This window comes from Legionella navarrensis (assembly GCF_052527415.1).
Genome location: NZ_JBNVZR010000005.1, coordinates 77987 through 103474, shown reverse-complemented (window position 1 = coordinate 103474; position 25488 = coordinate 77987). Strand labels below are relative to the sequence as shown.

Here is a 25488-nt window from a genome sequence, read left to right as displayed (position 1 = left end):
CGGCCAAATCCATAGCCGGCTTTACGGAATGGCAGGGGATTATTGAGCAGGAGCTGCTGGAGCCGCGTCTACAGTTCCACCTGCTTTGGTGCAGTCTTCCTGAGTCATTTGGCTGACGCCCTGGCCTTTACAGGCATTTTGACCTTTGCAGGCGTTGGTAGCTGTTTTGCAGGAACCAGTGCCTTTGCAGGAGTTCACGCCTTTGCATGCAACCATTGGAGCAGCTGTTGCTGTTGTGTCATCAGCGAATGCAGGAGCAACAGAAAACATGGCAGCAGCACCAAAGGCCAGAGCAGCACCTGTGATTAATTTATTCATTTGAAAATTCCTTTTAGGTTACGAGTCGGTTGAAAAACATTATTGGCTCAGGCCAACAGAGCTGAGTGTAGACAGAAAAAAATCTGTTTGTCAAGTTATGGTCTGAAGGTATCTGAATGGATTACCGGGCGCTGAATGGTGGCTCCGTCACGTCTTCATGCATCCTGATGAAAGAGTCTATAATCAGTATATATCAGGGATGAATGATCCATTTTCTGGAGATTCTATCATGAAACATACCATTACAGCCGTGAGTATGTGCTTTTTGCTGGCATCGCCCTTTGCGGCTAACGCCTTTGACGATCCCTCGGTCGATGAGGGCAGCTCACAATATGGCTCGGAGATGTGCGTTGAACAGAATACAGATGATTGCATTGATGCGGTATGCCTGACCTCATCAGCAACGGATTGTCAGGAACAATGTCAGTCTGCTGCCGAAGACAAATGCAGACAACTGGAAGATGAGTAACGACTGGCATGTGCCTTGCTTATTAAGATTATATAAGCAACGGGATGAATCATGAGCAAAAAAAATGTACTGTCCCAAGAGGAGCTGGAAGCCTTGTTATCGGTGCTTGCCAACGATGCCAGGCTGGATTTACAGCACTCGGCCAGCTCCCGAGCCACTCGAGCCCAGGATGGCATCTGTTCAAAACCGGTAAAGGTGATTGCCGTATCTGCCGGTAAAGGCGGTGTTGGGAAGAGTAATATTGCCATTAACCTTGCCGTGGCTCTGGCGGAAATGGGTAAGAAAGTGTTGTTGCTCGATGCCGATCTCAGTCTGGCCAATATCGATATCATGCTGGGTTTGTCGGCCCGTTATAATCTGTCCCATGTGATGCAGGGTGTGTGTCGTCTGGCAGATATTATGCTGACAGGACCCTATGACATCAAAGTGATTCCTGCCGCATCTGGCACTGATTACATGGCTCAGCTCAGCCCGGTTCAGCACGCGGGTATTATTGATGCATTTAATGAGTTGACGGACGAATTTGATTATATGATTATTGATACAGCAGCAGGTATTTCGGATACGGTTCTCAGTTTTGCGCGCTCGTCACAGGAAATCATTCTGGTGATTTGCGATCAGCCCACCTCGCTGACCGATTCTTATGCTCTGATCAAAGTCATGAGCCAGCGTTTTGGCCGTAGTCATTTTCACGTACTGAGCAATATGGTGCGCAGTGCTCAGGAAGGGCGGGATGTGTTTGACCGACTGTATCAGGTGGCGGATCAGTTTCTCGAGGTGCATTTGAATTATCTGGGAATGGTGCCTTTTGATGATTTGGTTCATCAGGCGGTTAAAAGGCAAAAATCCGTTTTGATGGCTTACCCGGAGGCACAGGCTTCCAAAGCATTTCAACAATTGGCCGGCGTTGTGGATGGCTGGCCATTTAAACGAGCTCCTGGTGGTAACACCAGCTTTTTTCTGGAAAGACTGGTTGCGGAAAATCTGAAAAAAGATCATTTTACAAAACGGCTTTAACGGTTTTGCAGCACGCTGAGGAGAGGATTGTGGACGTAGTCGCTGCGTATGGCACGGCAAATCAACAGACACAGGAAGCGTTACTTAAGACGCACGCTACCATGGTGAAGCGTATTGCGTTTCATTTGCTCGCACGCCTGCCGCCCTCGGTACAGCTCGACGATTTGCTGCAGGTTGGTATGATGGGGCTGCTGGATGCGGCAAGGCATTATGACGAGAGCAAGGGCGCAAGTTTTGAGACCTATGCAGGCATTCGTATTCGTGGCCATATGCTCGATGAGGTACGGCGTAACGACTGGATTCCGCGCTCGGTGCATCGCTCGGCACGAGCCATATCAGCCGCGGTCAAAAATGTTGAGAATCGTCTGGGGCGTGTGGCCAAGGACAGCGAAATTGCCGCTGAACTGAATCTGGATCTGGACGAGTATTTTGACTTGCTGCAGGAATCCTCCGGCAGTCAGTTGTATGGTTTCGATGACATGGGGGTGACCGACGATACCTTATCGGGCGGATCAGCCACGGTATCGGAACCGCATGTGAACGTCATGCGCGAAGACGCCCGGCATCATCTGGCCCATATTATCGAAGGTCTGCCCCATACCGAGAAACTGGTTCTGTCTCTGTATTACGAACGCGATCTGAATCTGAAGGAAATCGGCGAGGTGCTGGGGGTGAGCGAGTCACGCGTGTCTCAAATTCACACTCAGGCCACCCTGCGCATTAAGGCACGCCTGCCTGAAACAGAGTAGGCAGTGCGCTTGTTCATGGCCGCCAGGCTATGGGCCAGGTTCAAACTTTATCAGCAGGCGCGCACGCAGGGCTTCGACCATCTCTGGTGCAGCCCGGGCGGGTGAGCCACAGTCAAACGGAGGCGCTGGATCATATTCAATACCCAGCTGCAAACGCTGCGCCGTTTCCCGGCCTGCCAGACGCTCCGCCAGGACCAGAGCCATGTCGATACCGGCCGATACTCCGGCTGCGGTCATCACTTTACCGGCCTCTACCACCCGTTTCTGTGTTGGAACCGCCCCCCAGTGCGACAGGCGATCCATCACCGCCCAATGTGTGGTGGCCGGCAGACCTGATAATAAACCCGCCGCGCCTAAAATCAGACTGCCCGTGCACACCGAGGTGGTCCACAGACTGTTCTCATGAATCATGCGCAGCCATTCCAGTACCCTCGGGCGATGCTGCAGCGATGTGGCATTGCAGGCGCCTGGTACAAGCACAATGTCAGCCTGACGAATATCTGCCAGAGACGCCTGTGTCACCAGAGTCAGGCCTGATCCGGTTCGAACGGGGCCGGCTTCTTCGCTGACGCAATGAACCGATACATCAGGCAATCGGGTCAGTACCTCATGCGGACCAATGGCATCGAGTGTGGTCATGCCATCATAAAATAAAAAAACAATGTTCAATCTTCGTTCGCCCATGTCTGCGTGCTCATTTAATTTTGTTTCTGAAACGTCAAATGCGTAATGCCCGAGCTGTCGAAAAAGTCGTAAAAAAACATTTTTATGCGATTACCGAGAGGAATGCCACTCATCATTTTTATGCCGCGATAAGTAGGCATTTGATTCAGCAGTCTGATGTATGGAGACCATTCTTCCAGATCTTCTGCATCATCCAGCCCCCAGTGCATGATGGCGTCAGGCATATCCGATTCGCGCAGCATCTTATTGGCGTAATACAGACCCTTGGTTGAAATGTTATCAAAAATCAGTTGGGAATTGGGGAAGTTTTCAGCCATGCTGGTCAAAATACGTCTGACTTCGCCCTCGGTAAAATACATGAAGAGGCCACCGGCAAAAAACAGGATGGGGTCGTTTTGTTTTTTTACGTCTTCCATCCACGAAAAATCGAGAATTGATTTTGCAATCTGATGTATCTGTGTTGAAGACGGTAACAGGGATTTTCGCAACTGAATAATGTCGGGTAAATCCAGATCTATCCAGGTAACCTGTGGGTCGTTGATGCGGTAAAATGTGGTGTCGAGGCCGGCACCCAGATTGACCACCGTACCCAGCGGGTAGCGGTGCAGCCAGGCCTTGATTGCCCGGTCAAAATGCCATGCGCGCGCCAGCATAAACAGGGCGGCATCGCCAGTATGTCTGGCAAGCTCTTCAAAATCGTAGTTGATCTGATTGACCAGCTCCAGTGCCAGCCTGTCATGAATGGGGGAGGCTGGATCCTGACTGAACTGCGCTCTTACCATCAACGGAATCAACAGGGTTCTGGGGACGCCGGTCAGGGTGATCGGTTGTTTGGCCTCCATGCAGGTCTCCATGATTAATGCTTTGCCTGAGTGTAGACTTTTTTACAGTATATAGCAATTATGTACCTGTTTTTGCTCCAGATTATCAGCACGCACCTGCGCTGTTTCCCTGTTGAAAAAACCCAGACATCCGCGGGTTTTTCTTTCTGGCAGAGCGGCTGGATCCTGTATGAGAGTGGACTGTGATGAGCGATCCAGCTTCGCGCTGTCCTGTTCTTCTGATTCGTTATCCAGTCTGGGTTTGCTCATGCCAAAGAGGTCTTTTATCTTTAATTTATAATCGTGGGGCAGATGCCGCCAGATAAGAAGTGCACCAACCGTTCCCATGACCAGCAGCGACGCGATGGTCCCAGCCAGAGGGGCGGCGGGTGTCAGCATGACAAAGGTCAGGGCAACGACGCTGATGGCACACAACAGGGCAATTATGCCGTGATGAATCATGGCCTGCTGATGATGTTTTTTCTGCGCCGAATGCTCTGGTGAGTGCCAGGCGCGGTGAGCGTTAAGGCCAGACAATATTGCCTGCTGTATCAGACCAACGCCGGTGGCTGCAAGAAAGAGCCATGGGCCCGCCGCAAAGGAGGCTCCGGCCCATACCGTCAGTATTCCCCCATAGATACTGATGTTGGACAGCACAGACACCAGCGTGCCAACCACGGTATTAATCCAGGAATCTGCAGAGCGGTTTTTTTCTTTATACAGCTGGTAAATCTGGATGGCAGACATTGCCAGCATGGACGTGGCCAGGATGGGCTGGATGACCAGGCCTACTGGTGAGGTATTAAACGAGGTCAGCCACTGCAGGTTGCTCATTTCCAGAAATAACAGCATGGTTAATGTGTCTTTTACGAATAATACCAGCTTGCTTAAATTGCCCAGAATCGGTTTAGATTTCATACCTATAGCCCTATATGTGTTTAATACGGGCAATATAGCCTGGATGTGTTCAAAGAGATAATACTTTATATCGATTAGGCAGATAGATATAAGCGATTATTGCTTTTTTTCTGCCGGGCAGCTCAGATTGATCGATGACATGTGTTCCTTGTTCATTTTTTCAGGCAGGGCACCCCGCAGTGCCTGGCTGGTGTCCGGGTCAGCACCGGACCAGAAACCGTTTTCGCACTGATGTTGATCGCATTCACCGCCGAAGGTAACAAAATCCTGATTGTGATGTATGGGGCAGCTGCAAATTGCCAGATCAGGATGCATGGGATCGACCGTGCAGGGTGCATCCAGGCAGTTAGTCCAGGGATTTCCCCGTGCGCAGCTCAGGCTTTTTTTCGTAGCGGACTGTTGGAAGGAAAAGGTGGAAGTCAGCTGCCTTACCTTGAGCGACGTGACCCTGGGTTTGCGATCGCTGCAGCTTGTGTAGCCAGCGCTGGCGCCATGTTCAACAACGCAGGAACAGATGGCCAGCCTGTTGTCTCGTGGATCTGGCACGCAGCGCGCCGAGCTGCACAGGGCGTATTCCTGTGTGCAGACGATCGGGGCGGCCTTCATGGCAGCAGATGCGGTTCCGCTGATAATCAGTAAAAGCAGTATAAGGCAACGTGCTGTCATGTCCGTATTATCCTGAAATGGCATCCATGTAACCTTGACTATAGACAAGAATCCGTCTGTTTGCCCGGTATCATCGCCCTGAGGCGATCGGGGTTGGCAATCAGGGCTTCTTTTTCCTGACGGCTTAATTTTTTGATGCAGCGCTCCAGATGCATGGCCAGGCTTTTATCGCCGTCTACAGGCCAGCACAGAGCTATCCGGGTGGGTTTGAAGCTGCGTGTGTATTTGCTGCCCTGGCCGCTGCAGTGTGCCTGATAGCGTTTGTCCATGTCGTTGGTGTAACCGGTATAGTAGGTGTTGTTTTGACAGTGAAGAATGTATACCCAAAAGCCTGTATGTGTCATGGGGTGGTGTTTCAGAATGGGTGATTTGCCAACGATAGCCTGGATTTGAGTTCGCTGGCAATGTTAAATCTCAGGCTTATAGCGGGGATCTTTCTTATCCGAGCTTCTGACCAGACTGTCGAAGGTGTGGAAATTGTACTGACTGATCAGTCGATTGCAAAAATCCAGACCACGAACGGAGTTGCCAATGGGATCCAGAGCAGGTGACCAGATGCAGATACCCATCACATTGGGAACCACTACATACAAAATGCCTGATACGCCGCTTTTGGCCGGCAGGCCAATACTGAAGGCGAATTCACCCGAGAAATCATACATGCCGCAGGAAGACATCAGCGACAGGCAGTTTTTAACGTGGCTGGCCTGAAAAATCGACTCGGAGCTGAGCGGACAAATACCGGCATTGGCCAGCGTGCCTGCTGCTATGGCGATGGCTTCTGTGGTCATTTCTATGGAGCAGCACTGAAAATAAAACTCCAGAACATCATCCAGATCAATGCCTTTGGGAAACACATTTTTTTCTCTGATAAAGTGCCCAATCGCATAATTACGGTCGGCGGTGCTTTTTTCTGAGAGATAAACGGCATTATTGAATCGCGGCGAAATCACGTTGCCACAGAGTGACTTCCATTGACTCATCAGAAATTCAAAGCGATCGGCACTGCCCATTTTATTTTGCAGTAATGAACAGGCCATGATGGCACCTGCATTAATCAGGGGATTATGTGGCAGATTTTTATCATTCAGGCTCAGTGTATTAAAGCTGTGACCACTGGGCTCCTTGCCGATAAACTGATGCACGCGCTCTGCACCATGTTCTTCCTGAATGAGGCAGTAGTTAATGGGTTTGCACCCGGATTGAAGACAAAAAAACGTATCAGAGTCGCCAATAGAAAATACCTGGCCGTCAATGGTGCATATGGAAACGCCAAAATACTCGGGATTAACCCGTGCCAGCTGCGGAATGTAGGTGGCAACCTTGCCCCCGGTATTTAGTTTTGTCTCTTCATAAATGGCGGTAATCTCTGCTGAAAAGCCCTGAAAATCGGGAATAATCAGATGTCCTCTTAGTAATTTTGTGAAAAACAGCGTGTCCAGCTCAAATAATGCCGCGACCTCATCAAGGGTCAGTTCCTGGTCGTCGCGGCACTCTTTCAGTCGGTCATAAATCAGTCTCGCCGCATAATGCTGTGGTGAAAGCCCTGTTGTTTTGAGCAGATCAATGAGGTCGCTCTTCTTGACCGGCTCATTAAAATAATCACGTAACAGCAGGGAGATTTCCTGATGTTCCTTATCTGGTACATGCCTGTTTGATTTAGCTTTCATTTTCTGTATCCACTATCGCCCCTGGCTGTTGTATTTATTACAATCTCCGGGCTTTATGTAAAGCATAGCCACAGTTTACGCAATTACCAGAGCGAGAGCATGAACGATTAATTTTAAAACAAATAAATATTTCTCCGTCATTGCAAACGCAGTGAAGCAATCCATGGTTTCGTGCTCAGAACGTGAATTGCTTCGCCGATGCCCGCTCTGCTCGAATAAGCACCTTGATACCATTCTGGCCAGGATTTCAATATACTGACTTGATAATCAAATACATGAACTTTAAGCGAAAAGGAGTTTTCCAATGATTAATTCGGGCGATACAGCCTGGTTGCTGATGTCATCCGCGCTGGTATTTCTGATGACAACAGGCATTGCATTTTTTTACTCAGGACTGGTTTCCAGCCGTAACGTAATTAATACCATCAACATGTGCTTTGTCTGTTGTGCTGTTGTGCCGATTGTCTGGGCCATCGCAGGATTCAGCCTTGCGTTTTCAGAGGGTAACCGTTTCATTGGTGGTTTTGAATGGCTCAATTTACGCGGCATGGTCCAACAGACCACCGGCTCGGTGCCGCAATATGCCTTTGTACAGTTTCAGATGGCGTTTGCGGTGATCGCGCCGGCGCTGATTGCCGGTGCAGTTGTGGGGCGAATGAAGTTCAAACCTTACGTTTTGTTTGTCGCTTTGTGGAGTCTGCTGATTTATTCACCTGTTGCACATTGGGTATGGGGGCCGGGCGGGTGGATTGCAACGCTGGGCGCCATTGATTTTGCCGGTGGTACAGTCGTTCATATCAATGCCGGGTTTGCAGCCTTGACAGCGGCGGTCATTCTGGGGCCAAGGCTTTCCAAAAAAGCCCGTAAAAAAGAAGCGCCGCATAATATTCCCTTTGTTATTCTTGGCGCCTCTCTTTTATGGTTCGGCTGGTATGGATTCAATGCCGGATCGGCATTAACCGCGGGGCAGCTCGCCAGTCTGGCGTTCCTGACAACCACGCTTGCTGCTGCGGCGTCCATGCTCACATGGTCGATGCTGGGCTGGATACGCGGTGCGCCATCAACGGGTGTTGGTAAAGCAACTGCCGCAGTCATTGGTCTGGTTGCAATCACGCCGGCTGCCGGTTACGTCACGCCAATGGGGTCGATGGTGATTGGCCTGGTGGCCGCAGCAGTCTGCCAGATGTTTCTTGTGTATCGTGAATGTATTTTCAAACACATTGACGACACACTGGACGTATTTATCTGCCATGGGATTGGTGGTGTCATTGGGTCACTCATGGCTGGCTTACTGGCTACCAGAGCGGTTAATTCCACCGGCGTTGATGGCCTGCTTTACGGTAACCCCGGGCTATTGTGGAAACAGGTCGTTGCGGTGGCCGCTGTCGCCTTTATGTCCGTGGCTGGTACCGCTGCCATCCTCTTCATTCTAAAGATGCTCATGAATGTGCGTCCAACTGCTGAAGAAGAGCACATGGGCATTGATGCGGCAGAACACGGTGAAGCAGCCTATGACGACAAAACGCCGGGATAATGCCTATCTTCCTGTTGCCGTCACGATGTCCCGCAAAAAGCGCTCACAGATCTGCAGCTGGTCAAGACTGACGAACTCATTGGCGCGATGCGCCTGTTCGATTGAGCCTGGGCCGCAGATGACCGTTGGAATACCGGTCTGCTGGAATAATCCGCCTTCCGTCGCATAAGCCACCTTGCGCCTGTGTTCGTCTTTCAGCAGTTTTTGGGTCAGCGACACCATTGGGTTGTCGCTGCCGGATTGAAACGCCGGTGCCGACGCCAGTCTATCGAGGACAATGGCTGCTTCGCGGTATTCCTGCCGCATTTTGGGCTGCAAATGCGTGTTGATGTACGTTTCAATCTGGTCGGTGATACTGGCCGGTGCCACATCAGGTAAATTGCGAAACTCAAAAATCAGTTCGCATTCAGAAGGAATGGTATTGCTTGCAATACCTCCGTTGATCATATTGGTTGACAGGCTGGTAAAGGGCACGTCAAACGCATCATCAAAGGGGCCGTTTTTTCTCAGGGAATCCGCCAGCGTACGCAGATAACAGATTAATTCTGCTGCATAATCAATCGCATTGCAGCCCTGAGGTGTCAGTGACGAATGCGCGGCCAGACCATGCAGGCGGCAGCGAAACACCTGAATGCCTTTGTGAGCGATGACCGGGAGCATATTCGTTGGCTCCCCCACAATGCAGCCCTCTGCCTGAATACCGGCCTGCTGGATGGCGTCAATCATCAATGGCGCACCGCGACAGCCAATTTCCTCATCGTAGGACAACGCCAGATGAATCGGTTTTTTAAGAGACAGGCTGCAAAATTCCGGCACGAGAGACAAAACCACGGCCAGAAAGCCTTTCATATCGCAGGCACCGCGCCCGATGATTCGGCCATCGCGTTCCAGCGCGTCAAATGGGTTGCTGGCCCAGTCCTGGCCATCAACAGGGACCACGTCGGTATGCCCGGACAAAATCAGCCCGCCAGTTGTGCAACCGCTGGCAGCTGGGATAGTCGCAAACAGGTTGGCTTTGTTTTCATGAGGATCTTTCGTCAGCTGCGACGAAATGCCGTGTTGCTCCAGCCAGGTCTGTACGTCGGCAATCAGAGCCATATTCGAAAAACAGGACGTGGTGTCAAAGGCTATCAGGCGCTTTAACCAGGCGATAGTATTCATGATATGTCACTCCCTTGATCATAAAACAGAGCAGCCAGCAGGGTGATGCTCATGGCTGCCATTAAATACCAAATCATGGCGAACGGGGTCTGGAACGATTGAATCATCCAGGTCACGACAAACTGAGCCGTACCGCCAAAGATCATGACAGCAGCATTGTAACTGATTCCCAGCCCGGTTGAACGGACCTCGCGTGGAAATATTTCCGCGATAATCACCACCAGAACACTGTAATAAGCGGCGAGGCAAATACAGCAAATAGACTCAACAAGCAGCAGATGCTGCCAGTCGGGTGTGCTGAGCAGCCAGGAAAACAAGGGATAAATCAGGGCAAGATACGTGGACACCGACGCCAGCAACACGGGTTTTCTGCCGATGCGATCAGACAGAATACCGGCGAGCGGAATACAGCCAATCATCAGGACGGCGGCACAGCTTACACTGAAAAATCCCTGATGAATGGGTAAGTGATACCAGGTGCTCATGAACGTCGGAATATAGGATATATTGACATAAATAGACACCGTTGCGCCCACGATTAAGCCCATGGCTATCAGTATTTGCCGCCACAGCGCTTTGAGCCTGTAGAGCGGGGCAGACATGTCTCCCGGCTCCTGAGTTGGCTCTTCGTGCAGCCTGCGACGAATATACAGACCGGTTGGAGCGATGAGCAGGCCTAAAAGGAAGGGTATGCGCCAAGCTCCGGCCTCGATGCTGGCTGCGGTGAAGCGGGTGCTCAGCCATAATCCCATGGAAGAACCAACAAACATGGCCAGAATCTGGCCCACCATTTGCCAGGAACCGTAATATCCCCTTCGGTTTTGAGGTGACAGTTCAATGAGCATGGCCATGGAGGTGCAGAACTCTCCACCGGCAGAAAAGCCCTGCAGAAGACGTGCAGACACAATCAGCAGCGGGGCGGCTATTCCGATTTGCTGGTAGGACGGCGTCAGGGAAATCAAGAGCATGGCGACCGTCATCATCGCCATGACCGCACTTATCGCGGCTTTGCGTCCGCATTTGTCCGCATAGAGTCCAATCAGCAGGCCGCCCAGCGGGCGCATAAAAAAAGCGACGCCGAAGGTAGCGGTGGTCGCCAGCAGAGACATCGTAGCATCGACATTGGGAAAAAATACCCGGGCGATGTAGATGGTTAAAAACGAATAGATAAAAAAATCATACCATTCCAGAGCATTACCAATAACGAGGGCACTGATGTTACCTGCGGTCAGATTGCGGTTGCTCATGATGGTTAGTCAATGTACAAAAAAAATAATCATAACACCTTTCTGTTTTCTGATCAGCAATACGTATTTTTACTGACATGACAGCCTTCCGGCATTGGCGAATAATCGCGCATCCTTAATTGATAGATTATAAGTAAATCAGAATGATTTATAGCCAGACTCGTTATTCTCGTATTTTCTTGACTAAAAATGGAAAAAGTCCTGTTTTTGCCGTGGCGGGGTGGATTAGTACCGTTGCTGTTTCGCTGCTGGCAATAATTCTGGTTCACCATTCTGCTCTTAACTGGGCCAGCTCGAGTTTTATGGTGGTCTTTTCAGCCGCTCTGGCGATGTGGATCTTTCGTCTGGTTCCAGAGAGCGTACCAGCCATCTTTGTGATTGCCTCGACTATGCTGCTGAATTTCAGCCCGCAACGCGTTATTTTATCCGGTTTTGTCTCAGACAGTTTTTTTTTCGCCATCAGTCTTTTTGCCATTGGGTATGTGCTGGTCAAGTCGCGGTTTTTTTATCGTATTTCCATTATGCTGCTCAGTTATCTGCCCTCAAATAACGCGTTCTTGCAAAAAATGATGTTTGGATTAGGTCTGCTTCTGACCCCACTCATCAGCGTACAAAGTTCGCGTGTGGCCTTGATGGCGCCATTTCTTGACGATATTCTGGCTGGCGCTCAAATTGAAGCGCGCAGCACAGGCGCCAATGCCCTGGCTTCAGCCGCATTTAATGGATGTATTTTGTTATCCTCGGTGTTTTTGACCGGTAAATCGAGTAATGCCATTTTATACGCCATGTTGTCCGGCCCCGGGCAGCAGCCTTTTGGCTGGTTTCGCTGGCTGCAGGCAGCGTCTCTCCCTGGCATGTTACTGATTCTGCTGTTTTTCATTCTGCAGCGCGTGTTCTTCAGGCACAACCAGCCGATGAGCATGAACACCTGCAGTCTGAAAGAGGAGCTGCTCTCGCTGGGGGTGTTGAGCCCGAATGAAAAAGCCGCAATGGCCAGCATATGCAGCCTGCTGGCGGGGCTGTATTTGTCTTCGTTTTATCATATTTCCAGTGTGTGGACCTGCTTAACGGTTTTTGCTGTGTTGTTTTCCACGGGCGCGCTGAGCCGTCATGAACTGCTGACAAAAATCAATTGGACGTTTTTGTTTTACCTGGGCGGCATCATTGGCATCATGCGTTATATTCAGGATATTGGCGTTGATCTCTGGCTGGCTCACAATCTGACCTGGCTGGCTGGTTTTGCCGGATCGGATACGGCATTGTTCATTACCTGTGTTTTTGTCATCAGCTGGCTGGCGGGTTTTGTGCTGGGAACCATGACGGCTCCCGCTATTTTATTTACGGTGTTGCTGCCTGTTGCAGAGCAGGTGGGCATCAACGGCTGGCTGGTTGCCTTTGTGGTGTTGATGGCTACCGAGGCCTGGATTTTTCCGTACCAATCCAGTTATTTTCTCTGCTTTGAGGAGATGCTGAAGCAGAAGAAAAATGTCCATCTCAACCCTCTGCTGCAAATCAACGCGTGGATGGTCATGGGCAGACTCGGCGTTTTGCTGGCCTCGATTCCCTTCTGGCGCTGGATTGGAATTGTGTAACGCAGCTGAGTCAGGTGCTATAGTCTGCACACAGAACCCAGGCTCCCTTCTCCCTGGTTAAGGGAGAAGGGTTGGGGATGAGGGTCTTTTCATCAGATAAATCGGGACTTCAAACCGTGTTTGAACTCTTTTTTTAGAGATTCAAGAACGCTGGAGCAGGCTATGGGCCAGGCTCCAACTCTAAAGCCTGGCTTTTGGCAGCTCCATGCGCTGGCTGGCTTCATAGTTCTGCCAGACACTGGCAAAGGCCTGTATATCGCTTACGTCATAGGTGGCCAGTTTCGCATAAACCCAGTGTGCACTTGTCTCATCGATGCAATAACATACCGGCAGTGCCTTGTCTTCCGCGCCCTGGGTTATATGACGATGGTAACGCTGCGACATCTGGAAAAAAGTCAGCGGTCTTAAGGCATTCACGTCCGTCGCGACTACCTTGTTTTCATAGTCAACCGGCATGCCTTTGCTGGCAAAGACCCTGGCACTTTCTGGAATGTGATGTTTGGGATAATACGGGATCCCATCAGGTAAAAAGCTCATGCCAAAACCTGGCGGAATGGCGCGGAAAAACACGAAGACTCTGGCATCAGGATTCCGTTTCATCAGGCTCAGAGAAACCCTGTGACAATTCAGTTCGGCTACTCCAACTGGCGCAAAGCTGCAGGCCAGCTTGGCGTGAAAGAAAATCATGTGGCCAGATTCCGGGTCTTCAACCCGCTCGATATCAAAAGCAAAGAAGTTGGTGATGTTGCCGTCAAGTGTCTGCCAGACATCGACGTACGATTGCCGATTGGCATCCGTAGGCTGTGGCAGAAGCATGGCATTGAAATAATCGACCTGACTGCGGGCGTTTTCACCACCCAGAAAGCGAAACTGCTCAGGTTTTGTCAGAAGCTGCTGCCGCTCCTCGTCTGTCAGTTCGCTGGCTGATTTGATGAGAGAGCGGTACGTCACCCCATCCAGGCTCAGGCGTGTTTCGATACCTTGCTCGCAAACGGTAGAGTTTTCGATAAACAGATTTTCCCTGTGTTTTCGTGAGGCGCGTTTATCGAGGCGTTCGTTGTGTCGTTTAAACACTTCAGCTATATCAGGCGTAATCACCAGATCATTGGGTGTCTCCGGCAGGTTTTTTTCATCGTAAGGTCCGTCTGGAACGTAGTGAGGCCAAAACGTCAGAAGACAGTCTAATATATCGGTTTGTCCGGGTTTCAGGTTCCTGACCGCGATCTCAAGAGGGCTGATGCCAGCCTGATCCACAGGCAGTGAACGTATGTAAAACAGCAGGGTCTCTACCATGGCAAAGTCATTATCACGCACCGCATCGGCCAGACGTCTGGTTGCTTCTTCCACGCTGATGCCATGATATAAAAATTTTTCCATCGCCTCTGGTGTTTTTATATTATCTATCAAATGATAATAAAGATATTCATCGAGATGCCGGTGCGAATAGCCATTGAGAGATGCCCCCCGCTCAATCAGATGGTTTACCAGATCAGAATGATGATTGGCGGCAGCCAGTATCAAGGGTGTAAAGCCAAGCGGGTCTCTGGATTCCAGTCGATCCGGGGCCTCCTGCAGCAGCTCACGTACAGCTGGCAGATTGCCTTCAATGCAGGCTGTGTGCAGGGGGGAGCGCTGTCGCGGACCCGGTTCAGAGACCAGTGTCATATATTTTTCGAATTCTGCCTGGTCTATTGTGTCAGGCGGTAAACTGTCCGTCTCTTCTTTAAACAAGCGTTGATAATAGTCCTGATTCAACCTGTCCAGTCTGCTCTCCAACACGCCAGGATATTGTCTGGCCTGGTGTAAGGCCTGTAATATGCGTGGCAGTTTCAGCTTTTTTGCAAGCCTGTGCGCTGGCATGCCATGCTCATCACGACTGTTCGCCAGAAAGGGGTCTGCTTCCAGTAACCGCTTAACCTCGTCTTCATCTGCGTTCAGGATGGCTTGATGCAGGAGCGGTTTTTCAGTCGGGATCACTCTGTCGTGGCGATCTATATACTGCTGACGGCCGCCACCAATAGGCACGTCACGGGCACTGCGAAAATAAGGCATGGTGCGCGCGTCAGGTTTCAGTCCGCCCATAGTATTGAGTTCGTCGCGCGTGGCCGTCATGAGTCTGTTTAATCGCGTCCAGTCAAGGGGGCTGAATGGCGTAAACTTTGCGATAAGTTCAATAAACGCCACCAGCTCAGCTTTTTCACTGGGATTCTGCATGTTTTTGGTGATGGCCAGCCGCGGCATGGCATCGTACCCATCCCGGTTATATATTTCATGACATATATCGATAAAGTGCTCACGAATCTTATTGCTGACCAGCAAGCGCGGGTAAAGTAACATGCTGACGTAGTCTTTTTTGCCTTGACAGCTTAATTGACCCTCCAGATGCCGGGCAATGACGAAGTGTTGAATGGGAGAGCGATAATCCTGATTTTCGAAACCGAGTATACAGGCTGGCGTGCAGTGCAACCTGATTTTCCGGTCCATTGGGTGGATAATATTTTCCAGGTAAATGCTGGATTTTCTGAGCCAGCTTGTCTGCCAGCCAGCCTGAGCCGGCGTTTCAATAGCGGGAGAATGGCTGCTGGATGAGGCGGCACGTTGTAGTAAGATGCGACTGCTGGACAACATTTAGTTTGACTCACTGATAAAGCAACGATAAAATTGCTCCGAATATTACCATTCAGGTTGTATTTGAGCAAATAAGACTAGAAATAACCAGTGTGAGATGATGTTCCAGCACTGGATGACGCGACCGGTAACCACATGATAATCTCCGATTTTTTAAAACATCATCCCAGTCTGTTATTTGCTGACGATATGCGTGTTATCGCCCAACCCTTGCTCAAAATCGGGATTGATTATTTCAGTCACGTGCGCATCAACGCGCAAAACGAAATGACGGCCAATGCCAGCAATCCAGATTATTTTCGCTTTTATTTCGAACAGGGTTATTTCCAATCGGATCTGCATACTGCAAGTTTTGATGCTCCGCAACGCTATGTGCTGTGGCATATGGTGGAGCGTGAAGGGAAAGCCGAAGAGCTGTATCAATCGGGGATTGAGTTTGGCCTGTTTTATATTTTTTCTATTGTTGAACACGGTGTGAATGAAAGAAACTATTATCATTTCGCCGCACAATCAGGCAAAACATGGATGAACGAATTTTATTTTCGCCACATCGATCTGCTGGAAAATTTCATAGCCTATTACAAGCATTGTCTGACACTGAATGACCGCCTGAACCGCGCCTATCAGCTACCGGTTAAAATAGTGAAAACCCTTGGAGCGCATCTGATACAACTGGATTGCGTACAAAATCTTCCACCTCAAAACATCAGGGACTTTCTCGAGGGTATAGCGTTTCGTTCAGACCCGTCTGCCGGGATTTCGGAGTTGTCACGCCGTGAAATGCAATGCGCCCTGTATTTACTGGATGGAAAAACATCGGCGGAAATTGCGCAGCTGCTTCATCTCTCACCGCGCACCGTGGAAGTCTACTTTGATCGTTTAAAAGCCAGATTTGGCAGCAGAAACAAAATTCAGCTGGTCAGGCATCTGCTGGAAACCGGTTTGTTCTCGTAGAGTCATTCCCATTACCCCTTGATTTGAGTAGAATGATGGACAATTTTCATGGAGTAGAGGCTGATATGACGGTTAATGTCCACACGAGAAGTTTTAAAGATCTGGGTATGCACGATCTGGAGCAGGTAGGCGGAAAAAATGCCTCTCTGGGTGAGATGATCAGTCATCTTTCGACTGCCGGTGTGTCTGTTCCAACTGGTTTTGCAACCACCGCCGATGCCTTTCGCGAATTTCTGGCTCAGGATGGGCTGGATAAAAAAATTCACAGCCTGCTGGATGCCCTTGATCCGGAAAATATTGAACAATTGACCTCAGTGGGAAAAACCATCCGCTCTCTGGTCATGGACGCACCCTTTACAAAATCCTTTGAAGCGGACGTTGTCGCAGCCAATGATGCCTTGACCGCCAGCATCGGTCATTCAAATTTCAGCGTTGCCGTGCGTTCATCCGCCACCGCTGAAGACCTGCCGGACGCCTCTTTTGCCGGCCAGCAGGAAACCTACCTTAACGTCAGCGGTATCGACGATATCATGAAGGCCATTAAACTGGTGTTTGCCTCATTATATAATGATCGCGCGATTGCCTACCGTGTTCACCATGGTTTCGCCCATGCGGATGTGGCCCTGTCTGCCGGTGTGCAGCAGATGATTCGCAGTGATCTGGCGGTGAGCGGCGTGATGTTCACTATGGACACCGAGTCGGGTTTTGATCAGGTTGTGTTCATTACCTCGTCCTATGGTCTGGGGGAAATGGTGGTGCAGGGTGCAGTAAATCCCGATGAATTTTATGTGCACAAACCTGGGTTGAAAGCCGGTAAACCGGCGGTTATCCGGCGCAACCTGGGCAGCAAAGCCTTGAAAATGGTGTATTGCGATGAGCGGGTTGATGGCCGTACGGTGAAAACCGTGGCGGTTGATCAGGACCAGCAGATTCGTTTTTCACTGACCCCTGATGAAATTGAAACGCTGGCCCGACAGGCCCTGATCATTGAGCAGCATTACGGTCGCCCCATGGATATTGAATGGGCCAAAGACGGCGTTGACGGCAAACTCTACATTTTGCAGGCCCGTCCTGAAACGGTAAAAAGCCGTGCAAATGAACAACAGCTCGAACGCTATACCCTGAAAAAACACAGCAGCGTTTTGACAGAAGGGCGTAGTATTGGTCAGCGTATCGGGCAGGGGCGTGCGAGAATTATCCGCGACATCAGCGAAATGCATCGTGTCGAACCTGGTGATGTTCTGATTTCTGACATGACCGATCCAGACTGGGAGCCGGTGATGAAGCGGGCCGCCGCCATTGTTACCAACCGTGGTGGACGAACCTGTCATGCGGCGATCATCGCGCGTGAGCTCGGCATTCCGGCTGTGGTTGGCTGCGGTAACGCCACCAAAAGCATTCGCGACGGCGATGAGGTCACCGTCAGCTGTGCAGAAGGGGAAACCGGCTTTATCTACGAAGGCCTGCTGCCCTTTGAACGCGTTACCCTGGACGTAGACAGCATGCCGGATTTACCCATGAAGGTCATGCTCAACGTAGGCAACCCCGACCGTGCCTTTGCCTTTCAGGCCATCCCCAATGCCGGCATTGGTCTTGCAAGGCTCGAGTTTCTGATTTCCAACTCCATTGGTATTCATCCCAAAGCCCTGCTGCAGTATGACACCCTCAGCGATCCGCAGTTAAAGGCATTAATCGATAAGAAAACGGCGGCGTATGCGTCTCCAGTAGAATACTATGTTGAACGCCTGAAAGAAGGTATTGCGACCATTGCTGCAGCATTTCATCCCAAACCGGTAATCGTGCGCCTGTCGGATTTCAAATCCAATGAATATGCGAATCTGGCCGGTGGCAGACACTATGAGCCGCATGAAGAAAATCCCATGCTGGGTTTCCGTGGCGCGTCACGCTATGTTTCCCCGTCTTTTGAGGATTGCTTTGCTCTGGAATGCGTGGCTGTACGTCGCGTGCGTGAAGACATGGGCCTCACCAATGTAGAAGTGATGATCCCATTTGTACGCACTGTTAAGGAAGCAGCGCAGGTTATTGATGTGCTGAAAGAACATGGGCTTGAACGTGGGAAACACGGCCTGCGCGTGATCATGATGTGTGAGCTGCCCTCCAATGCCTTACTGGCCAGCGAGTTCCTTGAGTATTTTGATGGTTTTTCTATTGGCTCCAACGACTTGACGCAGCTGACCCTGGGCCTGGATCGCGATTCTGGTCTGGTAGCTTCCCAGTTTGACGAGCGTAACGAGGCAGTCAAAGCCTTGCTGCACATGGCCATCAAGGCCTGTAAAAAAGCAGGTAAGTACGTAGGTATCTGTGGGCAGGGGCCGTCTGATCATCAGGATTTTGCACAATGGCTGATGAAAGAGGGAATCGACAGCGTTTCGCTGAACCCTGATTCTGTGCTCGAAACCTGTCTGTTTCTGGCTGGAAAGACGGAATGACTGTGGTTGACGCAGCTCTCCCCGCGCAGGCGGGGAGTCGTTCGTTTTCTGCCCAGACATACCTGGCTGGTCTGCTCCTGTTATTGCCTCTGAGCGCTTTTGCCACCGAAGCCAGCTCTTCGGGCCACGATCCCGTTTCGGCTGTTATTCTATGGGTGACTCTGATTTTTTCGCTTGCGATAGCCGGGCGCTATCTGGCCAGACTCTGCCATCAGCCCGGCGTGCTGGGCGAGCTGCTGATGGGGGTATTGCTGGGCAATATCTGTCATTTTTTTGGTATGCAGCTGATGGTCATTCTGCGTGAAGGATCGTCGGTATTTAACATCATGCGCGACCTGCTGACGGGCGTCAGCCTGAATCAGGCCGTCAGTGATTCGATTCCCAACGCGGCTTACGCGGCCCAGGTTACCAAGGCCCTGGCCAGCAGTCAGGGTATTGAATACATCAAAGTGGGTTATACCCTCGATATGTTTTCCCGTTATGGGGTGATTTTTTTACTGTTTATGGTTGGGCTGGAGAGTTCGGTTGAAGAACTGAAACACACTGGCATCGAATCGGCCCGGGTAGCTGTCATCGGCGTGATAGCCCCAGTCGTTCTGGGCTTTATCGCTGCCTGCTGGCTGCTGCCAGAGGCGACGTATCAGGCGCATCTTTTTGTGGCGGCTACGCTGTCTGCCACCAGTATTGGCATTACCGCGCGTGTGCTGTCTGAAATGAAAAAACTGCGTACGCGGGAGGCCAGAACCATTCTCGGTGCTGCCATGCTCGACGACGTGCTGGGCTTAATCATTCTGGCCATCGTCAGCAGCGTGGTGATCAATGGCGAAGTGAACATGATGGACGTGTTTCGGGTCATCCTGTCGACAATCGTGTTTTTTACAGGTGTGTTGTGGCTCGGTCCCTGGGTGCTTCGTGGCCTCGTGCGCTGCACCCGTTTTCTGGATTTGTGGGAAGCCAAACTGGTCGTCGCCTTTATTTTTGTGATGCTGCTTGCCTGGCTGGCCACCGTAGTCCAGCTGGCCTCTATTATCGGAGCCTTTGCCGCCGGCATGATCATGAATGATGCCTATTTTTCCGGGCGGGATAACCCACACCCGTCTGCCTTGCCGATTAAAAGCCTGGTTGCACCGCTGGAGTCTCTGCTGGCGCCTCTGTTCTTTATGCTCATCGGCATACAGGTTAAACTGGAATCGTTTTTTGACTGGCATGTACTGCTGATGTCCAGTGGTCTGATTGCAGCTGCCGTCGTGGGTAAGCTGGTAAGTGGTTATGGCGCGCATCGAAACGATGATCGACTGCTGATTGGCATCGGAATGCTGCCGCGAGGCGAGGTAGGACTGGTGTTTGCCTCTATCGGTCGAACGCTGGGGGTGATGTCTGATCAGCTCTTTGCCGCGGTTATTCTGATGGTGATCGTAACCACCTTTCTCGCTCCCCCCTGTATGAAAGCGCGATATGCCGCGCGAGCCAAAAGAGAGCAAGCCTTATGATACATACGATTAATCCTGTGATTGTAATGGAAGACGTTAAGCGCGATCTCGCCGCCGACGTCGGCAGTGGCGACGTCAGTGCCGCCTTGCTGCCGATGGATCTGGTGGTCGATGCGGACATTATTTCCCGTGAACCCATGCTGGTCTGTGGCAGGCCATGGGTTGACGAAGTGTTCAGGCAGATTAATCCTGCGATAAGGCTGGAATGGCTGGTCGAAGAAGGAGCCTGGCTGCCTGAGCCGACAACGCTCTGTCGTATTCATGGACTGGCGCGGGATATTCTGACAGCCGAGCGTTCGGCGCTCAATTTTCTGCAGACTCTGTCGGCCACTGCAACACAGACCTGGCACTGCGTGCAGCTGTTAAAAGCAACGAAAACACGTTTACTCGATACCAGAAAAACCCTGCCGGGGCTCAGGATGGCACAAAAATACGCGGTGGCCTGCGCCGGTGGTGTGAATCATCGCATGGGACTTTACGATGCCTTTTTGATTAAAGAGAACCACATTGCTGCCTGCGGTTCGATACGTGATGCGGTTAAACGAGCACGGGATGCGAACCACACCGTGTTTCTCGAAGTGGAAGTGGAAACACTGGACGAACTGCGTGAAGCTCTGGCAGCAAAACCAGACCGTATTTTACTGGATAATTTTACCCTGGATATGATGAAAGAGGCCGTTGCCATGAACCAACCGCAGGTATGCTGTCTGGAGGCCTCCGGCGGCATTGATCTGTCTACCATAAAGGCGGTTGCCGAAACCGGAGTTGACTACATTTCCGTTGGCGCCATCACCAAATCCATTCAGGCGATTGATTTGAGCCTGTTACTTCGCGAGCGGCACTGATTATGGCAGCAAGAATTATATTCACTGGCGGGGGAACAGCCGGACACGTTACCCCAAACCTCGCTTTAATCGAAGCGGTACAGGCCGATGGCTGGCAAGTCAACTACATTGGTTCCGAACACAGCGTAGAGCAGGGCATGATAGCGGCCATTGATGTGCCTTTTCATGCCATCAAATCGGGTAAACTACGCCGTTATTTCAGCTGGAAAAATTTTGTCGACCCGTTCAATATTGTCTGGGGAATTGGTCAGTCGTATCGCCTGTTGTCCAGGATAAAACCCGACCTTGTGTTTTCCAAAGGGGGTTTTGTTGCGTTTCCAGTGGTCTTTGCCGCCTGGCTGCGCCGGATTCCTGTGGTAGCACATGAATCAGATATGACACCTGGTCTGGCAAACCGCCTGAGCTTTCCATTTGTAAACAAAATATGCCTGACCTTTGCGGCGGCCAAATCGCATTTCAAACACCCGGAACGCGTTGAAGTAACGGGTACGCCCATTCGTCGAGAGCTGTTTCAGGGCGACAGGCAGAAAGGGCTGGCCTTATGCGGTTTTCAGGCTGACAGGCCCTGCCTGCTGGTCATGGGCGGCAGTCAGGGTGCATCTGGTTTAAACCAAGTGCTGCGAGACGCGCTGCCTCAACTCCTCGCGCAGTTTCAGATTATTCATTTGTGCGGCAAAGGCAAAGTCGACAACAGCCTGAGTACGCAGGCAGGATATCTGCAGCTGGAGTACGCCAGTGAGGAGCTGCCGGATCTGTTTGCGGCAGCTGATTTAGTGGTATCCCGCTCAGGCGCCAATTCCCTGTATGAAATTCTGGCCCTGAAAAAACCTCATGTTCTGATTCCTCTATCCGCTAAAAAATCCCGCGGAGATCAAATTCAAAATGCCCGCTATTTTAACAGGCAGGGGATCAGTACGGTATTGGACGACGACAATCTGTCTACTGATCAACTTATCGAAGCAATCAAATCCGTCTATCAGAACAGGGATGAGATTGTGAAAAAAATTGATGCCCTTGGGATAAGCTCTGCTACCGATCGTGTCCTGACGGTTATCAAGAGCAGCATGGCTTCTGCCTGAACTAAATTACCAATGAAGTGAGAGCCAGCCTGAGATAACGTTGTTAACTCATCCCATACATGCTTTCTTACACCCTGTGCACAGGTTTATCCACAGATTTTGTGGATAAAAACCTGTATTTTGAAAAATAGAAAATAAGCTATAATTCAAGCCTGGTATGGTTTATAGAAAGAGGTTGTTAAAAAGAGGTGAGTTGGGGAGGATAGTACCGAAAATTGTTATCCACAGGCGAAACAGGGGCAACTTACTTCTATCGGGTTGGATATCATACCAAGAAAATAATTAAAAAACAGTCTTGACTGGATATTTTTTCTTGAATTTATCTGATTCATGTACTACCGGGCAGGAAAACCATCCTTTTCTCTGTAAAAGTGTGCCACTGGATATAACGTATCACAATCCCTTGTAGCCCGGATTAGCGCCAGCGTAATCCGGGAACAGGCCGCAAACGAGGAACCGTACCGTGATGACCCTCGCGTCCCGGATTACGGCTGCGCCTAATCCGGGCTACGTGTCTGATGTGAAATCCAGATAATTCCGGTATCGCCGCAACTGGGGAGCATTTATGAGCTTTTTGTCTGGTATAGAGGAATTGTCTGGTGGAGAACGTCGCGTTAATATAGCCTTAATAATTAATCACTATAATCAAAAAAAATACTTTTATTCACTCATTCCAGGTGCAGAAGATGATAGTTGATCGAACAATAGTAACTCCAGGCACAGATATCACTGATGGCTTGACAGAATTCAATGTGCAGGAAAGAGCAGGTGCTATCTCGACCTACATTGAGCAGGCACGTACTCACTTGCAGACACTGGTAGATGATCTTTGCACGCAACTGGACGCTTACCCTGATTCCGAGGTGTTTCGTGTAGGAGAAGGTTCGGTTAGGCCCGAGGCATCCTCATCCTCATCCTCATCGCGTGATGATTTTCAGAGCCCGGTAGACTTCTCCGCCAGTCCTTCAAATTTTTTGCGGAAAGCTTATACGGTACAGGTGTTTAATGGGGATCAAAACCGTTATCAATACTATATCAACGCGGGTTTTGATTTCGGTAATTATTGTGAACACAATCGAGATAGGTTAACAGTCCAGCAGCGATTGTTTTTTGATGCCAGTAAACTGGTAAGTGCAGCGCATAATCAAATCAGCACATTAAACAGGATTGAGAACCGTCTCAATATAATTGCAAGTGCCAGTACAAGTGACCGTAAACGTGACGAGGAACTGAACTATTTACCACTTGACATCCAGGCAAGTCTGCCCAACCAGATAGCTGTGCTTCTGAGTAGTGCAGATGAGTCCCTCTTAATGAGTGCGTCTCCCGAACAGATAGCCAGCATGCTCGATGGTAAAGGTCGTGTCTTCGAATGGATAAATGCTAATCCGGAAGCCAGTGACGATGCGTACATATGCGCCCTGATACTCAGCTCCTGTGGGGAAGAAATCTTCAATCGTCACCAGTCATTACTATTGAACAGAGAATTTATCTCCAATTTTGCGCTTCTGGCCAGGAACAAAAATAATCTGCCTGTTCTGAGAAATATGTTGAATATTTCTGAGACAGAGGATCTTCCTCAAATGTTTCTTATGACCAAAGAGCTCTATTTTTTAACCCCGGCTGACGCAATTGCGCTGGCCACACAACGTAACCGTTTTGAACTGAGTCAACTCCTGTTTGATGAAGACCTGCGTCAAACGGCTATCTTTTTAACCAGACATGATATTGAATCCAATACTATTAATCTGAACAGCTTGTCCCCAGGCTTTTGTCGCGTCATGAACAGGCTGGAAACTTTCCTCGAACCGTACGGAGAAGACTATAACAAAGACTATATGCGTGAAGTGCTTCGGGGCGTAATGGATTATTTTAATGGCCAATGTGATCTGATGGAGTGCCTGCATAGGACGCTTCCTGTGTCGAATCAAGAGCCCGTCGATGATAATGCCGCCTTGCTGGCCAGCGGATTGTCTACCCTGTTGTACCAAATGCTGTCGGTTCATCAGGCAGCCAGAGAGCTTAACGAGCCATTAGACAGTCTCCGATATGATAATCAGAGACTGGCTTGGCTGGGCCGTGCCCTTCATTTGCTTGCGTACCCCCCCCTCCCGGTGCAGCAGGAGCTGTTTTCCTATGTTGGGCAGCGCAATGCCGATATTTTGCAGGACGATACGGTCATGCACGGTACGATGTCGGCACTGAGAGCCATTCGCGAACAGGGTGTATCTAAGGAAGTTATTTGTCTGGATCATCTCCTGACCAATCCTCTGCTTCGAACCCATGCTGCTCCCCTGACGGAAAAATTATTGACACTGGAGCACCATGGGGACCGTGTTCACCATTTTCATTGCCTGCTGCCCCTGGCAGCAACACGATTCGATCTCGAGTTAATTTTAGACGCGATCACGGAGACGCATAATCATCAGCAATTACGTGCCCGTGTGAGCCAGTTAGCTCCCGCACAGCGTGAAGAGGCGCGACATTTAACAGACGTTGTTGATATGACCCTTCAATTAAGTAATCTGGGTTTTGGGCCGGAGGTGATTAGTCGATTCGTTTCAGAGCCACGTTTTCAACAGGCCATGCGCGGTGTTGAGATTAAGTGCCGTAACATCAGGGAATACCTCGGGACTCATTCTCGCCAAAAACTCGAAGCGTTTAACGCGTGCATCCGGCAGTATCGTATAGATTTGTACACAGCAATAGACAGAGAACTAACCCGGGGTGAAAACGAACCATCTTCGTTTAATGAGGATATTGAAGAAGCACAGGCGCCATTAAGACAGGCACTGGAAGAGGATCGCCATCCCTGGCTACGACAGAGTCTCAAATTGATAACTAACTTTTTAGCCATAGTATTTACCTTAGGCTACGCTAACCGTAAGCATGAAGCAAAAACGGGGGATTACGCGTTCTTTGCCAGACCGGAATCGGCTAAAAAACTGCGCATGATGGATAAGGAAGTTATTCAAACGATAAATCCACCGGCTGCCTGAGTGTTCGTGCCGATCTTCGTCGGTGACGTCAATACATACAGGCTTTCTGACACCCTGTGCACAGGTTTATCCACAGATTTTGTGGATAAACTCCTGTGCCTGTAGAATAGAAAAAAACAGGTAAAGCCCAGTCCTGGCAAGGGTTTAAGTAAGATTTTCTGAAAAGGGAAGGTAATTAACAGGAGTTGTATCAAAAT

Annotated in this window: 22 protein-coding genes; 12 read left to right on the top strand and 10 right to left on the bottom strand. The window is 50.2% G+C overall.

Features of this window, described 5'->3' with window-relative positions; genetic code table 11:
- Positions 1-39: 39 nt before the first annotated feature.
- Positions 40-318, bottom strand: coding sequence for a BufA2 family periplasmic bufferin-type metallophore (gene bufA2, locus ACQUTA_RS04930; RefSeq protein WP_444987095.1), 279 nt, complete (start codon positions 316-318; stop codon positions 40-42).
- A gap of 229 nt (positions 319-547) precedes the next feature.
- Here bufA2 and ACQUTA_RS04925 point away from each other — a divergent pair, with 229 nt between their 5' ends.
- From ACQUTA_RS04925 to ACQUTA_RS04915, 3 genes are read left to right on the top strand one after another with little or no spacing between them, the layout of a single operon-like run.
- Positions 548-787, top strand: coding sequence for a hypothetical protein (locus ACQUTA_RS04925; RefSeq protein ID WP_444987094.1), 240 nt, complete (start codon positions 548-550; stop codon positions 785-787).
- Positions 788-838: 51 nt separating this feature from the next.
- Complete coding sequence (locus ACQUTA_RS04920) at positions 839-1804, top strand: MinD/ParA family protein (protein WP_444987093.1); 966 nt, start codon at positions 839-841, stop codon at positions 1802-1804.
- 29 nt (positions 1805-1833) lie between these two features.
- On the top strand, positions 1834-2553 hold the full coding sequence (locus ACQUTA_RS04915) for an RNA polymerase sigma factor FliA (protein WP_444987092.1): 720 nt from the start codon (positions 1834-1836) through the stop codon (positions 2551-2553).
- 27 nt (positions 2554-2580) lie between these two features.
- Here the strand turns inward: ACQUTA_RS04915 and ACQUTA_RS04910 are convergent, their stop codons facing one another.
- The 6 genes from ACQUTA_RS04910 to glsA form a co-directional block, all read right to left on the bottom strand.
- Positions 2581-3237 carry a DJ-1/PfpI family protein gene (locus ACQUTA_RS04910; protein WP_444987091.1) on the bottom strand — a complete coding sequence of 219 codons (657 nt, stop codon included), beginning with the start codon at positions 3235-3237 and terminating at the stop codon, positions 2581-2583.
- A 14-nt stretch (positions 3238-3251) separates the two neighbouring features.
- Entirely contained in the window at positions 3252-4079 is an 828-nt protein-coding gene (locus ACQUTA_RS04905) for a class I SAM-dependent methyltransferase (protein WP_444987090.1), read from the bottom strand.
- A gap of 42 nt (positions 4080-4121) precedes the next feature.
- Entirely contained in the window at positions 4122-4976 is an 855-nt protein-coding gene (locus ACQUTA_RS04900) for a hypothetical protein (protein ID WP_444987089.1), read from the bottom strand.
- 96 nt (positions 4977-5072) lie between these two features.
- Positions 5073-5666: a hypothetical protein gene (locus tag ACQUTA_RS04895; protein WP_444987088.1), complete on the bottom strand. Its 594-nt coding sequence runs from the start codon at positions 5664-5666 to the stop codon at positions 5073-5075.
- Between the two features lie 14 nt (positions 5667-5680).
- Positions 5681-5986, bottom strand: a complete 306-nt coding sequence (locus tag ACQUTA_RS04890) for a GIY-YIG nuclease family protein (RefSeq protein ID WP_444987087.1) — start codon at positions 5984-5986, stop codon at positions 5681-5683.
- Positions 5987-6049: 63 nt separating this feature from the next.
- Positions 6050-7312, bottom strand: coding sequence for a glutaminase A (glsA, locus tag ACQUTA_RS04885; protein WP_444987086.1), 1263 nt, complete (start codon positions 7310-7312; stop codon positions 6050-6052).
- Between the two features lie 304 nt (positions 7313-7616).
- On the opposite strand from glsA, the gene ACQUTA_RS04880 reads away from it, so the two are divergent.
- Positions 7617-8846, top strand: coding sequence for an ammonium transporter (locus tag ACQUTA_RS04880; RefSeq protein WP_444987085.1), 1230 nt, complete (start codon positions 7617-7619; stop codon positions 8844-8846).
- A gap of 3 nt (positions 8847-8849) precedes the next feature.
- Here the strand turns inward: ACQUTA_RS04880 and argE are convergent, their stop codons facing one another.
- Positions 8850-10007 (bottom strand): acetylornithine deacetylase, encoded by a 1158-nt coding sequence (argE, locus tag ACQUTA_RS04875; protein WP_444987084.1) that lies wholly within the window; start codon positions 10005-10007, stop codon positions 8850-8852.
- A complete protein-coding gene (locus tag ACQUTA_RS04870) occupies positions 10004-11254 on the bottom strand; it encodes an MFS transporter (protein WP_444987083.1) in 1251 nt (416 codons plus the stop codon). The genes argE and ACQUTA_RS04870 overlap by 4 nt, the downstream gene beginning before the upstream one ends.
- 179 nt (positions 11255-11433) lie before the next feature.
- Here ACQUTA_RS04870 and ACQUTA_RS04865 point away from each other — a divergent pair, with 179 nt between their 5' ends.
- Positions 11434-12846 (top strand): SLC13 family permease, encoded by a 1413-nt coding sequence (locus ACQUTA_RS04865; RefSeq protein WP_444987082.1) that lies wholly within the window; start codon positions 11434-11436, stop codon positions 12844-12846.
- 180 nt (positions 12847-13026) lie between these two features.
- Here ACQUTA_RS04865 and ACQUTA_RS04860 read toward each other — a convergent pair whose 3' ends face one another.
- Complete coding sequence (locus ACQUTA_RS04860; protein WP_444987081.1) at positions 13027-15474, bottom strand: ankyrin repeat domain-containing protein; 2448 nt, start codon at positions 15472-15474, stop codon at positions 13027-13029.
- Between the two features lie 135 nt (positions 15475-15609).
- Between ACQUTA_RS04860 and ACQUTA_RS04855 the strand changes: the two genes are divergently transcribed.
- From ACQUTA_RS04855 to ACQUTA_RS04825, 7 genes are all read left to right on the top strand, one after another.
- Positions 15610-16428: a response regulator transcription factor gene (locus ACQUTA_RS04855; protein WP_444987080.1), complete on the top strand. Its 819-nt coding sequence runs from the start codon at positions 15610-15612 to the stop codon at positions 16426-16428.
- Positions 16429-16493: 65 nt separating this feature from the next.
- On the top strand, positions 16494-18878 hold the full coding sequence (gene ppsA, locus ACQUTA_RS04850; protein WP_444987079.1) for a phosphoenolpyruvate synthase: 2385 nt from the start codon (positions 16494-16496) through the stop codon (positions 18876-18878).
- Positions 18875-20368 carry a cation:proton antiporter gene (locus ACQUTA_RS04845; RefSeq protein WP_444987078.1) on the top strand — a complete coding sequence of 498 codons (1494 nt, stop codon included), beginning with the start codon at positions 18875-18877 and terminating at the stop codon, positions 20366-20368. The genes ppsA and ACQUTA_RS04845 overlap by 4 nt, the downstream gene beginning before the upstream one ends.
- The gene (nadC, locus tag ACQUTA_RS04840; protein WP_444987077.1) at positions 20365-21213 is read left to right on the top strand and encodes a carboxylating nicotinate-nucleotide diphosphorylase; all 849 of its coding nucleotides are present in this window, start codon (positions 20365-20367) and stop codon (positions 21211-21213) included. The genes ACQUTA_RS04845 and nadC overlap by 4 nt, the downstream gene beginning before the upstream one ends.
- Before the next feature lie 2 nt (positions 21214-21215).
- Positions 21216-22292, top strand: a complete 1077-nt coding sequence (murG, locus tag ACQUTA_RS04835) for an undecaprenyldiphospho-muramoylpentapeptide beta-N-acetylglucosaminyltransferase (protein ID WP_444987076.1) — start codon at positions 21216-21218, stop codon at positions 22290-22292.
- A gap of 565 nt (positions 22293-22857) precedes the next feature.
- The gene (locus ACQUTA_RS04830; protein ID WP_444987074.1) at positions 22858-22989 is read left to right on the top strand and encodes a hypothetical protein; all 132 of its coding nucleotides are present in this window, start codon (positions 22858-22860) and stop codon (positions 22987-22989) included.
- Entirely contained in the window at positions 22979-25291 is a 2313-nt protein-coding gene (locus ACQUTA_RS04825; RefSeq protein ID WP_444987073.1) for a hypothetical protein, read from the top strand. The genes ACQUTA_RS04830 and ACQUTA_RS04825 overlap by 11 nt, the downstream gene beginning before the upstream one ends.
- Positions 25292-25488: the final 197 nt, after the last annotated feature.

Coding starts and splice junctions, on each gene's coding strand:
- bufA2 (WP_444987095.1), bottom strand. CDS start 318: ATGAATAAATTAATCACAGGTGCTGCTCTGGCCTTTGGTGCTGCTGCC.
- ACQUTA_RS04925 (WP_444987094.1), top strand. CDS start 548: ATGAAACATACCATTACAGCCGTGAGTATGTGCTTTTTGCTGGCATCG.
- ACQUTA_RS04920 (WP_444987093.1), top strand. CDS start 839: ATGAGCAAAAAAAATGTACTGTCCCAAGAGGAGCTGGAAGCCTTGTTA.
- ACQUTA_RS04910 (WP_444987091.1), bottom strand. CDS start 3,237: ATGGGCGAACGAAGATTGAACATTGTTTTTTTATTTTATGATGGCATG.
- ACQUTA_RS04905 (WP_444987090.1), bottom strand. CDS start 4,079: ATGGAGGCCAAACAACCGATCACCCTGACCGGCGTCCCCAGAACCCTG.
- ACQUTA_RS04900 (WP_444987089.1), bottom strand. CDS start 4,976: ATGAAATCTAAACCGATTCTGGGCAATTTAAGCAAGCTGGTATTATTC.
- ACQUTA_RS04895 (WP_444987088.1), bottom strand. CDS start 5,666: ATGCCATTTCAGGATAATACGGACATGACAGCACGTTGCCTTATACTG.
- ACQUTA_RS04890 (WP_444987087.1), bottom strand. CDS start 5,986: ATGACACATACAGGCTTTTGGGTATACATTCTTCACTGTCAAAACAAC.
- glsA (WP_444987086.1), bottom strand. CDS start 7,312: ATGAAAGCTAAATCAAACAGGCATGTACCAGATAAGGAACATCAGGAA.
- ACQUTA_RS04880 (WP_444987085.1), top strand. CDS start 7,617: ATGATTAATTCGGGCGATACAGCCTGGTTGCTGATGTCATCCGCGCTG.
- argE (WP_444987084.1), bottom strand. CDS start 10,007: ATGAATACTATCGCCTGGTTAAAGCGCCTGATAGCCTTTGACACCACG.
- ACQUTA_RS04870 (WP_444987083.1), bottom strand. CDS start 11,254: ATGAGCAACCGCAATCTGACCGCAGGTAACATCAGTGCCCTCGTTATT.
- ACQUTA_RS04860 (WP_444987081.1), bottom strand. CDS start 15,474: ATGTTGTCCAGCAGTCGCATCTTACTACAACGTGCCGCCTCATCCAGC.
- ACQUTA_RS04855 (WP_444987080.1), top strand. CDS start 15,610: ATGATAATCTCCGATTTTTTAAAACATCATCCCAGTCTGTTATTTGCT.
- ppsA (WP_444987079.1), top strand. CDS start 16,494: ATGACGGTTAATGTCCACACGAGAAGTTTTAAAGATCTGGGTATGCAC.
- ACQUTA_RS04845 (WP_444987078.1), top strand. CDS start 18,875: ATGACTGTGGTTGACGCAGCTCTCCCCGCGCAGGCGGGGAGTCGTTCG.
- nadC (WP_444987077.1), top strand. CDS start 20,365: ATGATACATACGATTAATCCTGTGATTGTAATGGAAGACGTTAAGCGC.
- murG (WP_444987076.1), top strand. CDS start 21,216: ATGGCAGCAAGAATTATATTCACTGGCGGGGGAACAGCCGGACACGTT.
- ACQUTA_RS04830 (WP_444987074.1), top strand. CDS start 22,858: ATGAGCTTTTTGTCTGGTATAGAGGAATTGTCTGGTGGAGAACGTCGC.
- ACQUTA_RS04825 (WP_444987073.1), top strand. CDS start 22,979: ATGATAGTTGATCGAACAATAGTAACTCCAGGCACAGATATCACTGAT.